The 13,821-nt window shown below is 37.2% G+C and carries 14 protein-coding genes and 2 pseudogenes; 12 read left to right on the forward strand and 4 right to left on the reverse strand.

Translation table 11 applies throughout. From position 1 onward, the window contains the following. The first annotated feature begins 45 nt into the window (after positions 1 to 45). From mobA (B2C77_RS03020) to B2C77_RS03040, 5 genes and pseudogenes are all read left to right on the forward strand, one after another. The gene (gene mobA, locus B2C77_RS03020; protein WP_077702349.1) at positions 46 to 639 is read left to right on the forward strand and encodes a molybdenum cofactor guanylyltransferase; all 594 of its coding nucleotides are present in this window, start codon (positions 46 to 48) and stop codon (positions 637 to 639) included. Positions 640 to 652: 13 nt separating this feature from the next. Beyond that, the gene (locus tag B2C77_RS03025) at positions 653 to 1,165 is read left to right on the forward strand and encodes a MogA/MoaB family molybdenum cofactor biosynthesis protein (RefSeq protein WP_077701818.1); all 513 of its coding nucleotides are present in this window, start codon (positions 653 to 655) and stop codon (positions 1,163 to 1,165) included. A gap of 117 nt (positions 1,166 to 1,282) precedes the next feature. After that, positions 1,283 to 2,089 carry a molybdate ABC transporter substrate-binding protein gene (gene modA / locus B2C77_RS03030; RefSeq protein WP_077702350.1) on the forward strand — a complete coding sequence of 269 codons (807 nt, stop codon included), beginning with the start codon at positions 1,283 to 1,285 and terminating at the stop codon, positions 2,087 to 2,089. Continuing rightward, positions 2,086 to 2,754 (forward strand): molybdate ABC transporter permease subunit, encoded by a 669-nt coding sequence (modB, locus tag B2C77_RS03035; RefSeq protein ID WP_073006960.1) that lies wholly within the window; start codon positions 2,086 to 2,088, stop codon positions 2,752 to 2,754. The genes modA (B2C77_RS03030) and modB (B2C77_RS03035) overlap by 4 nt, the downstream gene beginning before the upstream one ends. 302 nt (positions 2,755 to 3,056) lie before the next feature. Further along, positions 3,057 to 4,224 (forward strand): annotated as a pseudogene (locus tag B2C77_RS03040) (IS256 family transposase). Between the two features lie 331 nt (positions 4,225 to 4,555). Here the strand turns inward: B2C77_RS03040 and B2C77_RS03045 are convergent. Together B2C77_RS03045 and B2C77_RS03050 are read right to left on the reverse strand one after the other, a co-directional pair. Beyond that, a complete protein-coding gene (locus B2C77_RS03045; protein ID WP_077702351.1) occupies positions 4,556 to 5,116 on the reverse strand; it encodes a flavoprotein in 561 nt (186 codons plus the stop codon). Continuing rightward, on the reverse strand, positions 5,106 to 6,296 hold the full coding sequence (locus B2C77_RS03050; protein WP_254843927.1) for a radical SAM/SPASM domain-containing protein: 1,191 nt from the start codon (positions 6,294 to 6,296) through the stop codon (positions 5,106 to 5,108). Before B2C77_RS03050 ends, B2C77_RS03045 begins: the two co-directional genes overlap by 11 nt. A 504-nt stretch (positions 6,297 to 6,800) precedes the next feature. Between B2C77_RS03050 and B2C77_RS03055 the strand changes: the two genes are divergently transcribed. Then, positions 6,801 to 8,051 carry an MFS transporter gene (locus B2C77_RS03055; RefSeq protein WP_077702353.1) on the forward strand — a complete coding sequence of 417 codons (1,251 nt, stop codon included), beginning with the start codon at positions 6,801 to 6,803 and terminating at the stop codon, positions 8,049 to 8,051. A 45-nt stretch (positions 8,052 to 8,096) separates the two neighbouring features. On the opposite strand, the gene B2C77_RS03060 is transcribed toward B2C77_RS03055, so the two are convergent. Next, positions 8,097 to 8,639, reverse strand: coding sequence for a winged helix-turn-helix domain-containing protein (locus B2C77_RS03060; protein WP_077702354.1), 543 nt, complete (start codon positions 8,637 to 8,639; stop codon positions 8,097 to 8,099). A gap of 370 nt (positions 8,640 to 9,009) precedes the next feature. Here B2C77_RS03060 and B2C77_RS03065 point away from each other — a divergent pair, with 370 nt between their 5' ends. Next, positions 9,010 to 10,620 carry an IS1182 family transposase gene (locus B2C77_RS03065; protein WP_077702355.1) on the forward strand — a complete coding sequence of 537 codons (1,611 nt, stop codon included), beginning with the start codon at positions 9,010 to 9,012 and terminating at the stop codon, positions 10,618 to 10,620. Positions 10,621 to 10,876: 256 nt separating this feature from the next. On the opposite strand, the gene B2C77_RS21535 is transcribed toward B2C77_RS03065, so the two are convergent. Beyond that, a complete protein-coding gene (locus B2C77_RS21535; RefSeq protein ID WP_176087265.1) occupies positions 10,877 to 11,020 on the reverse strand; it encodes a hypothetical protein in 144 nt (47 codons plus the stop codon). On the opposite strand from B2C77_RS21535, the gene mobA (B2C77_RS22460) reads away from it, so the two are divergent. The 5 genes and pseudogenes from mobA (B2C77_RS22460) (at position 11,021) to modB (B2C77_RS03085) (ending at position 13,811) form a co-directional block, all read left to right on the forward strand. Then, entirely contained in the window at positions 11,021 to 11,371 is a 351-nt protein-coding gene (gene mobA, locus B2C77_RS22460; protein WP_367946634.1) for a molybdenum cofactor guanylyltransferase, read from the forward strand. A gap of 176 nt (positions 11,372 to 11,547) precedes the next feature. Further along, positions 11,548 to 11,865, forward strand: a pseudogene (locus B2C77_RS22625) (transposase); the annotation flags it as partial. A gap of 42 nt (positions 11,866 to 11,907) precedes the next feature. Continuing rightward, entirely contained in the window at positions 11,908 to 12,222 is a 315-nt protein-coding gene (locus B2C77_RS22630) for a transposase (protein WP_438272974.1), read from the forward strand. 117 nt (positions 12,223 to 12,339) lie between these two features. After that, a complete protein-coding gene (modA, locus tag B2C77_RS03080) occupies positions 12,340 to 13,146 on the forward strand; it encodes a molybdate ABC transporter substrate-binding protein (protein WP_077702358.1) in 807 nt (268 codons plus the stop codon). Continuing rightward, positions 13,143 to 13,811: a molybdate ABC transporter permease subunit gene (modB, locus tag B2C77_RS03085; protein WP_077702359.1), complete on the forward strand. Its 669-nt coding sequence runs from the start codon at positions 13,143 to 13,145 to the stop codon at positions 13,809 to 13,811. Before modA (B2C77_RS03080) ends, modB (B2C77_RS03085) begins: the two co-directional genes overlap by 4 nt. Positions 13,812 to 13,821 lie beyond the last annotated feature (10 nt).

Genomic DNA, 13,821 nt, shown 5'->3' on the forward strand with positions numbered 1-13,821 from the left:
GTGATTTCTTATTACTTTAAATAGCTCTAAAAAAGGAGGGCTTCCATGAAACAGGATATAACTGGAGCCGTCATTGCGGGAGGGGCGTCAAGAAGATTTGGCTCCCCAAAAGCATTTGCTAAAAAAGACGGAAAAGCTTTTTATCAAATTTCCATCGCTGTATTGCGTCCGTTGGTTTACAAGATTTTTTTGGTAACTAGTCCCGCTTTAGCGGCTTGCTTTAGGCATGATGATACGGATGTGAAAATCATAGAGGATATACCGCATTATCAAGGGGATGGTCCGCTTGCAGGAATTTATTCCGCAATGACTTCTTGTGAAACAGAGTGGTTGCTCACCTTGCCTGTCGATGTGCCGTTTATGAAGTCAGAAGTACTAGAGGTTTTGTTGCGGGAGATGGGAGATGAGGTAGACGCAGTTATTCCCATAGTAGATGAAAAAATGCAAGTCCTTGTAGGGTTATTTCGTTGTACTATAAAAGACAAGATCAAAACGCAGCTTAATCAGGAAGAACGGAAGGTTGATCACTTATTGGAAAAAATAGCTACACGTTATGTGAAAATAGATGATACCAAAGCATTTTTTAATATAAATCGACAGTCCGAATATCACAAATATGTGGCTAATATAGAACATTAAGGGGGCTACACGATTGTTACAAGACCATCGAAAGACATCACCAAAGGCTGTAACATGTGCTATTTTAACCATCAGTGATACAAGAAATAAGGAAACCGATAAAAGTGGAAGATTCATTCAATCCTTTTTGGGAGAGGAAGGTCATACTGTTTCTGCTTACGATGTAATCCCAGATGAAAAATGCATGATTGAAATGCATATAAACAGCTATGGAACAGACATAGAAGCTGTGATTATAAATGGAGGTACAGGCATTTCCAAACGCGATGTCACCATTGAAGCTGTCAAGCCATTATTAGATAAAGAATTACCTGGCTTTGGTGAGTTATTTCGTATGCTTAGTTACCAATTGGACATCGGTTCAGCAAGCATGCTATCAAGAGCAGTCGCCGGCGTTTCGCAAAATCGTGTTATTTTTGCCATACCAGGTTCTAGTGGGGCGGTAAAACTAGCGATGGAAAAGTTAATCTTGCCTGAATTGGGACATCTTGTCATGGAAGTTAGCAAAGATTTAGAGCAAGGTTAAACAGGAAAATGATGAAAGAGGCTCGTATTATAAGACGTAAGCTTGAAGAGAGTCAATCACTTTTATTGAATGAAATAAAGTGGCAACAATAAGATACGTATAAAAGGATGGAGCAATGTGAAAAAACAAACCATACTCATACTTGTAGCTGTGCTCATCATTATAACTGCTTGTGGAAATGCATCTAACTCTAACTCAAATGCCAAAGGCTCCATAGAACTTACGATTTCTGCGGCTTCCAGCATGATGGACGTATTAACAGAAATAAAAGAAAACTTTGAGAAGGAAAACCCGAATATGGAAGTAACATTTAATTTTGGAGGGACAGGGGCGCTACGGAAGCAAGTAGAACAAGGAGCACCTATTGATGTCTTTTTTTCTGCTTCTAAAAAAGATTACGATCTGTTATTAGAGGGAGGGTATATTGAACAAGGCGAGGAATTGTTACATAATCAATTAGTTGCTATCCAGCCAAAAGATGGTTCTGTTTCAACGCTACAAAATGTTGTTAACACGAATCAAAAATTTGCTCTTGGTACACCGGAATCCGTACCAGCAGGCTTCTATGCGCAAGAAGCATTACAAAAAATGGGTTTTTGGGATGAGTTGCAAGGGCAAATGGTATTTGCTAAAGACGTATCTCATGTCTTGCAATTAGTAAAAGATAAAGCGGTGTCTGCTGGTATAGTCTATAGCAGTGATCTCCATCGTGTGAACGAAGTAGATATTATAGAGAAAATAGATGGCGCATTACATACCCCAATATCCTATTATGTAGCGGTCATTGAAAATGGTAATGAACGTTCTCAAGAAAAGCAAGCAGCGGCAGAACAGTTTTATAACTATGCGCAAAATGAAACGAGTAAAGCGCTATTTGAAGCTTACGGATTTGTCATTCGTGATAAGCTGGTGGAGGATACATGATGTGGTCTTGGCACCCTGTTCAACTTTCGTTAGTCGTAGCCAGTATCGCAACAGGGATTGTATTTGTATTTGCTATGATTGTGGCGTATTGGATGACCGAAAAAAATGTGAAAGGACGCGCCATTTTAGAGACGGTTGTCTTCCTTCCTCTTGTTTTGCCGCCAACCGTCATTGGTTTTTTATTAATTATTATTTTTGGTAATAACAGCTTTGTTGGGCAAGCTATCTCCTGGCTAACCGGACAACCCCTGTTATTTACCGTCACTGCAGCAGTTATAGCTGCAAGTGTAGTTGCTTTCCCGCTTATGTATCAATCACTGAAAACCGGTTTTCAAATGGTTGATGATACTATTCGTGGTGCGGCCAAAGTAGATGGAGCATCTAATTGGAAGCTGCTATTTCTAATTACCATTCCGTTATCCTATCGGTCAATTGCCACGGGGTTTATTTTAAGTTTTACACGGGCGTTTGGTGAATTTGGAGCAACCTTAATGTTTGCCGGGAATATTCCAGGAAAGACGCAAACCATTCCAACCGCCATTTATCTTGCTATTGAATCTGGGCAAACAAAAATTGCTACCTATTATGCGCTCATTAGCATTGGTTTTTCGTTTGTGTTGTTGTTTATGATGAACAGATTGACGAGGGTGGACGTTAAAAAATAGGAGGGTTGGGAGAAATCATTAAGTTTTAGCTCTAATAACCAACGATCTATTATTATCAGTTATGGCTTATAAATTGAAAAATTGATAAGTAGTTTGTTAAGCATTCGTAATGTATATGTTGAAATTATGTATTCAATTATTTAAAGGTTGCTATTTTTAATAGTAATATGCATAGCAGGTCGCGAGAGTGTAAAATATTTTGTGTAAATAGAAATACCAATTAAACATGTTCATAGAAAAAGGAAGACCCTTTTTGTAGAATAAAGTTAGCACACAAAATTCACAGAAAAGAGGTCTTCCCTATGAACCATCTTACTACAGATTTAATTGAAGCACTAGCAAAAAAACAAGATATTGAACAAGTTTTTCGTCGTCATTTAGAAGAAGCTATTAACCAACTACTAAAACATGAATTAACTGTATTCCTGGATTACGAACCGTATGAACGCAAAGGAGTTCATTCAGGTAACTCTCGTAATAGATTTTATGACCGTACTTTTAAGACGGAGTACGGTGAGCTACAACTTCGTATACCAAGGGATAGGAACTGCGAATTTCAACAACAAACAGTGGCTCCATATAAGCGTTCCAACGACACGCTGGAACAGTTTGTTATTTATCTTTATGAAAAGGGAATTACAACAGATGAAATCGCACATCTAATCGAACGAATGTACGGACATCATTACACCAAACAGACCGTGTCTAACTTAACAAAATTGGTAGCAGAAGATGTACAAGCATTTCATGAACGTAAATTAGAAAAGCGTTACGCATGCATTTACTTAGATGCTACTCAAATCCCTATTCGTCGTAACACTGTAGAGAAAGAGTCTGTATATATTGCAATTGGGATCACGGAAGACGGCATAAAAGAAGTATTAGATTTTACTATTGCACCAACAGAATCCGCACATATATGGGAAGAATTGATGCAGGAACTATATCAGCGCGGTGTTGAAGACGTTCTACTCTTCGTCTCAGACGGTTTAACTGGCATGACAGATGCCATTCACCGTGTCTATCCCAAAGCAAAGCATCAGATGTGCTGTGTCCATGTTGCCCGTAATATTGCTAAGAAGGTTCGTGTCAAAAACCGTTCAGAGATACTTGGTGACTTTAAAACTGTTTATCATGCCATAGACAAAAAAGAAACCCTGCAAGCGTTAGAACAGTTTCAAAGCAAATGGGAAAAGACATATCCACGTGTCATTGACGCAGTTGTAAAAAATGAACAATTATTAATATTTTATGAGTTCCCTGCCTCTATTCAACGGAGTATCTATTCGACAAATTTAATTGAAGCCTTCAATAAAGAAATAAGAGCAGTTTCCAAACGAGGAGGCTTTGGAACGTTTTCTTGTCACGCGATTTCTAGAGTATAATCATAAATTCAGCATGCGCTGCCATCGAGGTTTTGATCAGGCAAAATCTGAATTAGTTGCCATGTTTGAAACTCTGGAGAATTGACTTAGAACCCGCCATCCTTGACCTTGTTTACGGTCGTGGTGTATATCTGCGGCGGATGCAGAAAATATAAAACATAAGGGCTCCACCCGCTTTTTTATGGTACCACGACCGTACTCTTCTATGCTCTCGCTGGCAGGGCCCCCTATACCCAACACAGCGAATCACAAAGAAGAGGCACAAGGTCAAGGACAAGCAGCTAACGCTGTGGCTATAGAGACTTTCTGATTATGTATTCAGAGCTAACATCTACAAAAGGGGATTTACACAAAATTATTGGTACACCCTACTTTGGTCATATATCATGATTGGTTCCCATTTATAAAACATTATTCTAACTATTAACTAAATCAGAGTTTTCTTGCTCTCTCAGATAATACATTAATTGGTTTGGAGATGGTAAAGCGGCCTCTGACAATACTGTGTCACCTGATGATGCCTCAAATCCCGAAGCATATGTGTTTATAAACACATGGCCATCCTCTTTTAGGCTATTTACATTTCGTTGGGTACTTTTGTTTTCCCACATTGTCTGATTCATACTTGGCCCTATAAAAATGGGTTTACTATAATTCAACACACATAAGGAAAGCAAATCATCAGCTACTCCATTCGCCATCTTTGATAAGAAATTTGCGGAAGCTGGAAGGATTACTAAATGGTCAGCATCCTTAACTAAATTAACGTGAGGTACTTTGTTTGAACTTAAATCAAACGCATCTGTATAAACCCCATCTGCCAGTGGTCTGAGTCCATTTGGATTGAGAAAATTAGATGCAGATTTAGTTAGCACAACCTCTACACGATATAAACTTAGAAGTTCATAAATATAATTAGTTACATTTATAGCTGCTATGCTTCCAGTGATACCGAATACAATTTTTTTATCCTTCATAAACCAAATCCTCCTCAATAATGTCTAAATATCTTTTGATATTTCTTTTAACAGGAGGACAAGGAGTTTTATTTGCCTCAATTCTTTCTAATGGACAAGCATTGCCCTGGCATGATGGTCTAAAATAACAGCTTGTACATGCTGAATCCTCGTTTGCCCCTCCTGATAACCATAAAAACAGACGATCCTCGTAAATCTCCATCTCTCCGTCTTCGTAAATATTCCCGACATGATTTAATGGATTATTAAATGCAACTGTACACTTATAAACCATTCCATCAGAACCAATTACAAATGAGCCTGGAAGAGCAGCATAGCACTCGCTCCCTCCCGGTTGAAGGGTCTGTTTGTAGAAACTAAAGTCAAATCCTTTGTCTTGAGCGTGGGAATAAAAAGGAAATAATTCTTTCGTATCACAAAGGTGGATATCACCGCTCTGTTCCCCTTTTAGATTTTTAACCGAAACAAAGTGCATTTGAAACCTTTCATCTGCGGAAAATTCCTTACTTATGTAATCTATATACTCGTACATGACAGGAAAGGTCCCTTCGCTAATATTTGAGCGAATCATAATTTGAAAATTATTTTCTTCGAACATATCTCTAATGTTCATCAAGTTCAGAACAATCTTGTCAAAAGTTTTTTCTCCGTTTTTACCCACTCTAAATTGATCATGAGTTTCCTTCGTACCATCGAGTGTGATTTGATAACCTAGTACTTTATATCTTAGTAACTCGGTAAATACTTCTGTAGTTAAGTTATACCCATTCGTAGTAATACCAGCCATATATTCGACACCTTTACTATCGCAAATTTCAATTAATTCTTTCGACAATTTTTGAATGACATTGAGTGATATTAAAGGCTCTCCACCAAACCATGAGACAACTAATGCTTCGTATTTATGAATGTTATTTTTCACATAGTTAATTATCCCTGTTATGGTTTTCTCGTTCATTTCACTTTTTTCAAAGTCCTCATAGCAATACCCGCAACGAAAGTTGCAATCTTCATTCGGCATTATGATTAAGTTTAGCGTTCTATCTTCCGATAAACTGCTAACCTTTTGTGCTGTGGCTTTTCTGAATTCATCTATATCACTATTAATCAAGAACTTTTTGTCCACCAAAAAATCAACCAAACGATTTGTTTCACTGTAACTAATTTCTTTAGATCTCAAAGTATGTAATAAATCATTGGTGTCCCTTCGTGTAAACTTAACTATCCTACCAGTAAGACTATTATATAATTTAATGTTTTCCGTACCTCTTTGTATGACATTAAATCTTGATGGTTTCAATGTTAGGTTTTTAACTTTGTTTATTTGCGTTGTATCCCTATGGAACAATTAAAAGCCTCCCTTGTGGGATGACCATGTAAAAACACGGCCATCCATTTACAATCATAAATTCATGTAAAATACCTATTAAACTTGTCCTATCACACTTCAGGTTAAAAATTAGCAAAAAACATTGATAATTTTTGGTGGTCGACTCATACTTATTCACCTCATATTCATTAACAATTTTTTACCATTCAAATAATTTATACATTAAAATAAGTTAAATGTCAATATAATTAGCAAATAAGCAAATATTTTTTAAAATAATTATTGACTTTTATTCTAATTTGTTATTAAATAATTTTAACGTTAAAAAAATTTAAATGGAGCTGGTGCTAAGTTATGAAAACTCGAAATTTTATTTTATTGATATCGGGAAGGATTGTCACCAATATAGGGGATAGTTTATATGCGGTAGCCTCAATGTGGTTGGTTTATGAACTGACAAAGAATAATTTTTTCACGGGCTTAGCGGGATTTCTGACTGCAGCACCTATTGCCCTACAATTTTTTATTGGTCCTATAATTGACCGAATAGAACACAGATCAATCTTAATTTATTCTCAAATGCTTCAGGCTGTTTTATTAGCAGTCATTCCACTCGCTTATTATTTTGATGTTCTATATGCGTGGATTGTATTAACAATTTGTCCTTTAGCCTCTATAATACAGCAATTTGTTTACCCTACTCATTTTTCAATTTTACCAAAGATTGTTGATAAAGACTCTTTAACAAAGGCGAATTCCTTTATGACCTCCACCTATCAATTATTAGATTTAATTTTAATGGGAGTTTCAGGTGTTATAATCGCAATAATGGGTGCTGTGGCTGTTTACATGTTGGATGCTATAGCATTTCTTATAGCTATGACTTTATTTTACTATCTCAAATTCCCTGGAACAAAAAATGTTAATGTGGAAGCCGAAAGTAAATTTTCTTTGAAAGAAGAATGGGATACCTACAAATTAGATTTAAAAGAGGGTTACTGGTTCATAAGGAGATCATTTATACCAAAATTTCTTTTAGCAGCAATAATAGCGAATTTCGTTATTGGTGGGGTCTCTGCAATTTTACCTGATTATGCTGCAAATCGAGGTGGTAGTCATATATACGGTTGGTATTTAGGGGCTATGTCGGGTGGTCTTTTAGCCGGTTCCCTTTTAGCCAATGTTTTTAATAAGATTCCCTTAGGAAGAGTAACAATCATTAGCTTTTTTATTTCAGGGTTGAGTTGGATTTTTTCTGGGGTAACAAATATAACTATATTATCCATTCTTTTATTTGGAATAAGCTACATTTCAATAGGTTTGACGAATGTGCTTTTCCTCTCCTCGTTGCAAAATATTTTACCAAGTGAGGTTTTAGGAAGAGTTTTTTCTTTCGTTGCTGGTGCAACAATGATTGCTTCTCCTTTAGGTTCACTAATTGGTGGTTCTATTGCCACTTTTACAGGAAGTTTTGTTGTGTTTATGTCTGGAAGTTTAGGAATATTATTTGTATCTTTATACTGGATAATAATTCCAAAATTGAGAAACTTACCGAGTCCCGCCGACTTTGGAGAGGATGGCACTCTAATGGCAAAGCAAAGTTGACGTAACTTGTCCTGCCATTAGAATAGAACGAGGGATGTTGTAACTTTACTGATCAAGATAACTCATAATTATATAGTTTACATTGTATATTTCATCTTTTTCAGAATGTTTTTTCTTTCTTGATACAATATCCCTAATTTTTTCATTTACCTCTCTCCATTCCTCTCTCGTTAATTGAACACTAACTATGCTCGCTTCAGAAGAAACTATTTCATCAGTTTTATCTAAAAGATCAGATTCGATTCGAGAAATTGCCACATCAGAAAAGGCTTTTAATTGAAACAGTATGTATTCCGAGTTTTGATTGGCGTTTTCATGTGAAAAGGTATACTCACCTAACATGCTTGCAGCCGCCTCAGCTAAATAATATTTTTGAGTTAAATTATTCACTTTCTTTTCGTCGACAACTTTTATAAGCCCCAGTTCTTCTAACTGGTTTACATGATAATAAAGTTTTGATGGCTTTTCATTTAATAATGTAGCTATTTCTTTTACGGTCTTTTCTTTATCTTTGATTACTTGTAAGATTCGAGTTCTTTGATAATTGAACAATGATTTTGCAATTTTCGTTTCTTTATCAGTAGTCATCCAATATTCCCTCTTTCTATATCTTAATTAAATGTGGTAAAGAATTCTTTATTGTTTTAGACATTTAATGGTTCAGGGGTATCCCTAAACTATCAACAAATTAATGAAAATTCAATCAGAGTTAATGTTTCCTGTGTACCATTATAACTCAAATATCAACGTTTGACATTTCCCAATAAAATTGATTAATTTAGTTTTTCATAATCACTCTATTTGTTACAATTAGTAATTACACATAACTATAAACTTATTTTATCCTTCGGCCAATAAGGGGCTGTTGCACAATCAGGTAATTGATTGTGTAACAGCTTTTTTGTGTATACACAAAAAAACAGACCACAAAGGGTCTGCTCTCATGTATTATTAATTTATGACAAATAAAAGAATAATACAAACCCAGTATACGCAAACTGCAGCAAATTATCAATTATATTTACCGATGGATGTAGAAGAAATGATTCCTATGGATGATTCGGTCCGGCTCCACTGCCTCTTATGTGAAAGGATGGATTATAGAGAACTACTACAGGCATACGCTTCCAAAGGGAGAAAACCAGCAGTCGATTCAGTCATTCTATTTAAGGTCATTACCTACGCAGCCTCGCAAAAAATCTACTCTTCCCGAGGGATAGAAAAAGCATGTCGTCGGGATATCAATTTCCGTTGGCTTCTTCAAGGGTATGCAGCTCCTGATCATTCTACTATCAGTCGTTTCAAGCAAAAATATCTGACCGATACGGTGATGGAACAGCTCTTCTTTCAACAAGTCGTGTGGCTTTATCAACAAGAAGCGATTACCGGTGAAACCATCTATATCGATGGCACCAAAATCGAAGCGTATGCCAATCGGTATTCTTTCGTATGGAAAAAGGCAATCACCAAACATGAAGCCAAGATGTATACCAAATGGCAAGCCCTGCTGGAACAGATCAATACAACATACTGTCAGATTTTCACCAGTCCTTACGAGACCTTTTTAGAAGATTTGAAAAAAGTGCTTGTTTTCCTGGAGAAAGTAAAAGCGAAAGAAAACATCACGTTCGTTTATGGAAAGGGGAAAAGAAAAACGGTCCTTCAACGTTATCATGAACAAGTAAAGGAAATGCTTCAACGTAAAGAACACTACGATACTTCCAATCAGATTATGGGAGAGAAACGAAACAGTTATTCTAAAACAGACCATAATGCCACGTTTATGCGAATGAAAGATGATCCTATGAGGAATGGTCAACTCAAACCAGCTTATAATGTCCAAGCTGCCGTGGATGCGGAATTTATCGTTGGGATCAATGCGTTTTCCGATCGAAACGACACAACAACATTGATTCCAATGCTTCAATACGTAAAGGAACATCTTCCCTTTACCTATCGCAACATCGTCGCAGATTCTGGATATGAAAGCGAAGAAAATTACGTGTATTTAAAGAAGCAAAAACAGACGGCCTATATCAAGCCGCAAAATCATGAACGCAAGAAAAAAGCTTCTTTCAAAAAGGACATCAGACACCGAGAAAACATGGCTTATGATAAAAGCACAGATACCTATACCTGTGCCAATAACCAGCAGCTGCATGCCATTAGAAACTACACGCGAACCTCGCAGACTGGCTATCAATCTAAGGTAACCGTCTACGAATGTGAAGATTGTACAGGTTGTCCGCTCAAAGAAAAATGTACAAAAGCGAAAGGGAATCGCCAACTGCATGTAGCCAAGGAATTTCTGGCATACCGGGAAACAGCGCAAGAAAATATTCTAACAGAAACAGGCACACTGTACCGTATGAATCGTTCCATTCAAGTGGAAGGAACGTTCGGCGTACTGAAGGAAGATTATCATTTGAAGAAATTTCGTACGCGAGGAATAGGTAATGTACGAAACGAACTTTTAATCCTGGCATTTGGTTATAACCTCAATAAAATACATACGAAAATTCAAGCTAATCGCCTAAACCTCTATTATCATCCATTAAAGACAGCTTAAAAAAATAAAAATAGGCGAGGCTTATTTAAGTGCGTCAAAAACCGATTAAATTTCCCTTTATCACCATAAATAAAATAATGCATCTTAAAACGAGCAATCTCATATATAAAAAGGAGCTGTCAGCAAATGCATAATATGCATTTTGCGACAGCTCCTCTTCACAATTACTTCTAATTCTATACCCTCTCTTACACAAATACTTCTAAAGTGATGTTGTCTTCATCAAGTCACATCATTCAATTCTCCAATGTAATATTTAAGCCTTAAATAAAAGAACATTTCCATCAAATTTTTCATGGAGCTTTCGCGCAACAATATACACGCAAAGCTCTTTCAAGAGGCCGCAAACTATCACATTCGATTCTTTCTCTATCCGTTTTGTAATCACTGGATTAAACATGTGTGCAGCCTCCAATGTAGTTATCTGTACTTAGATTTACCTTATTATCAAGGGGATGGTCCGCTTGCAGGAATTTATTCCGCAATGACTTCTTGTGAAACAGAGTGGTTGCTCACCTTGCCTGTCGATGTGCCGTTTATGAAGTCAGAAGTACTAGAGGTTTTGTTGCGGGAGATGGGAGATGAGGTAGACGCAGTTATTCCCATAGTAGATGAAAAANATATTCTTTCGTATGGAAAAAGGCAATCACCAAACATGAAGCCAAGATGTATACCAAATGGCAAGCCCTGCTGGAACAGATTAATACAACATACTGTCAGATTTTCACCAGTCCTTACGAGACTTTTTTAGAAGATTTGAAAAAAGTGCTTGTTTTCCTGGAGAAAGTAAAAGCGAAAGAAAACATCACGTTCGTTTATGGAAAAGGGAAAAGAAAAACGGTCCTTCAACGTTATCATGAACAAGTAAAGGAAATGCTTCAACGTAAAGAACACTACGATACTTCCAATCAGATTATGGGAGAGAAACGAAACAGTTATTCTAAAACAGACCGTAATGCCACGTTTATGCGAATGAAAGATGATCATATGAGGAATGGTCAACTCAAACCAGCTTATAATGTCCAAGCTGCCGTGGATGCGGAATTTATCGTTGGGATCAATGCGTTTTCCGATCGAAACGACACAACAACATTGATTCCAATGCTTCAATACGTAAAGGAACATCTTCCCTTTACCTATCGCAACATCGTCGCAGATTCTGGATATGAAAGCGAAGAAAATTACGTGTATTTAAAGAAGCAAAAACAGACGGCCTATATCAAGCCGCAAAATCATGAACGCAAGAAAAAAGCTTCTTTCAAAAAGGACATCAGACACCGAGAAAACATGGCTTATGATAAAAGCACAGATACCTATACCTGTGCCAATAACCAGCAGCTGCATGCCATTAGAAACTACACGCGAACCTCGCAGACTGGCTATCAATCTCAGGTAACCGTCTACGAATGTGAAGATTGTACAGGTTGTCCGCTCAAAGAAAAATGTACAAAAGCGAAAGGGAATCGCCAACTGNTGCAAAATCGTGTTATTTTTGCCATACCAGGTTCTAGTGGGGCGGTAAAACTAGCGATGGAAAAGTTAATCTCGCCTGAATTGGGACATCTTGTCATGGAAGTTAGCAAAGATTTAGAGCAAGGTTAAACAGGAAAATGAGGAAAGAGGCTCGTATTATAAGACGTAAGCTTGAAGAGAGTCAATCACTTTTATTGAATGAAATAAAGTGGCAACAATAAGATACGTATAAAAGGATGGAGCAATGTGAAAAAACAAACCATACTCATACTTGTAGCTGTGCTCATCATTATAACTGCTTGTGGAAATGCATCTAACTCTAACTCAAATCCCAAAGGCTCCATAGAACTTACGATTTCTGCGGCTTCCAGCATGATGGACGTATTAACAGAAATAAAAGAAAACTTTGAGAAGGAAAACCCGAATATGGAAGTAACATTTAATTTTGGAGGGACAGGGGCGCTACGGAAGCAAGTAGAACAAGGAGCACCTATTGATGTCTTTTTTTCTGCTTCTAAAAAAGATTACGATCTGTTATTAGAGGGAGGGTATATTGAACAAGGCGAGGAATTGTTACATAATCAATTAGTTGCTATCCAGCCAAAAGATGGTTCTGTTTCAACGCTACAAAATGTTGTTAACACGAATCAAAAATTTGCTCTTGGTACACCGGAATCCGTACCAGCAGGCTTCTATGCGCAAGAAGCATTACAAAAAATGGGTTTTTGGGATGAGTTGCAAGGGCAAATGGTATTTGCTAAAGATGTATCTCATGTCTTGCAATTAGTAAAAGATAAAGCGGTGTCCGCTGGTATAGTCTATAGCAGTGATCTCCATCGTGTGAACGAAGTAGATATTATAGAGAAAATAGATGGCGCATTACATACCCCAATATCCTATTATGTAGCGGTCATTGAAAATGGTAATGAACGTTCTCAAGAAAAGCAAGCAGCGGCAGAACAGTTTTATAACTATGCGCAAAATGAAACGAGTAAAGCGCTATTTGAAGCTTACGGATTTGTCATTCGTGATAAGCTGGTGGAGGATACATGATGTGGTCTTGGCACCCTGTTCAACTTTCGTTAGTCGTAGCCAGTATCGCAACAGGGATTGTATTTGTATTTGCTATGATTGTGGCGTATTGGATGACCGAAAAAAATGTGAAAGGACGCGCCATTTTAGAGACGGTTGTCTTCCTCCCTCTTGTTTTGCCACCAACCGTCATTGGTTTTTTATTAATTATTATTTTTGGCAATAACAGCTTTGTTGGGCAAGCTATCTCCTGGCTAACCGGACAACCCCTGTTATTTACCGTCACTGCAGCGGTTATAGCTGCAAGTGTAGTTGCTTTCCCACTTATGTATCAATCACTGAAAACCGGTTTTCAAATGGTTGATGATACTATTCGTGGTGCGGCCAAAGTAGATGGAGCATCTAATGGAAAGCTGCTATTTCTAATTACCATTCCGTTATCCTATCGGTCTATTGCCACTGGATTTATTTTAAGTTTTACACGGGCGTTTGGTGAGTTTGGAGCAACTTTAATGTTTGCTGGAAATATTCCAGGAAAGACGCAAACCATTCCAACAGCCATTTATCTTGCTATTGAATCTGGGCAAACAACAATTGCTACCTATTATTCGCTCATCAGCATTAGTTTTTCGTTTGTGTTGTTGTTTATGATGAACAGATTGACGAGGGTGGACGTAAAAAAATAGGAAGGCGGGG

This window comes from Virgibacillus dokdonensis (assembly GCF_900166595.1).
Lineage (GTDB): Bacteria > Bacillota > Bacilli > Bacillales > Amphibacillaceae > Virgibacillus > Virgibacillus dokdonensis.

What these genes read in the sequence shown, in the direction of transcription:
- mobA (WP_077702349.1), top strand. Translation starts at nt 46, where the DNA reads ATGAAACAGGATATAACTGGAGCCGTCATTGCGGGAGGGGCGTCAAGA.
- modB (WP_073006960.1), top strand. Translation starts at nt 2,086, where the DNA reads ATGATGTGGTCTTGGCACCCTGTTCAACTTTCGTTAGTCGTAGCCAGT.
- B2C77_RS03045 (WP_077702351.1), bottom strand. Translation starts at nt 5,116, where the DNA reads ATGAAGGATAAAAAAATTGTATTCGGTATCACTGGAAGCATAGCAGCT.
- B2C77_RS03055 (WP_077702353.1), top strand. Translation starts at nt 6,801, where the DNA reads ATGAAAACTCGAAATTTTATTTTATTGATATCGGGAAGGATTGTCACC.
- B2C77_RS03060 (WP_077702354.1), bottom strand. Translation starts at nt 8,639, where the DNA reads ATGACTACTGATAAAGAAACGAAAATTGCAAAATCATTGTTCAATTAT.
- B2C77_RS03065 (WP_077702355.1), top strand. Translation starts at nt 9,010, where the DNA reads ATGACAAATAAAAGAATAATACAAACCCAGTATACGCAAACTGCAGCA.
- B2C77_RS21535 (WP_176087265.1), bottom strand. Translation starts at nt 11,020, where the DNA reads ATGTTTAATCCAGTGATTACAAAACGGATAGAGAAAGAATCGAATGTG.
- modB (WP_077702359.1), top strand. Translation starts at nt 13,143, where the DNA reads ATGATGTGGTCTTGGCACCCTGTTCAACTTTCGTTAGTCGTAGCCAGT.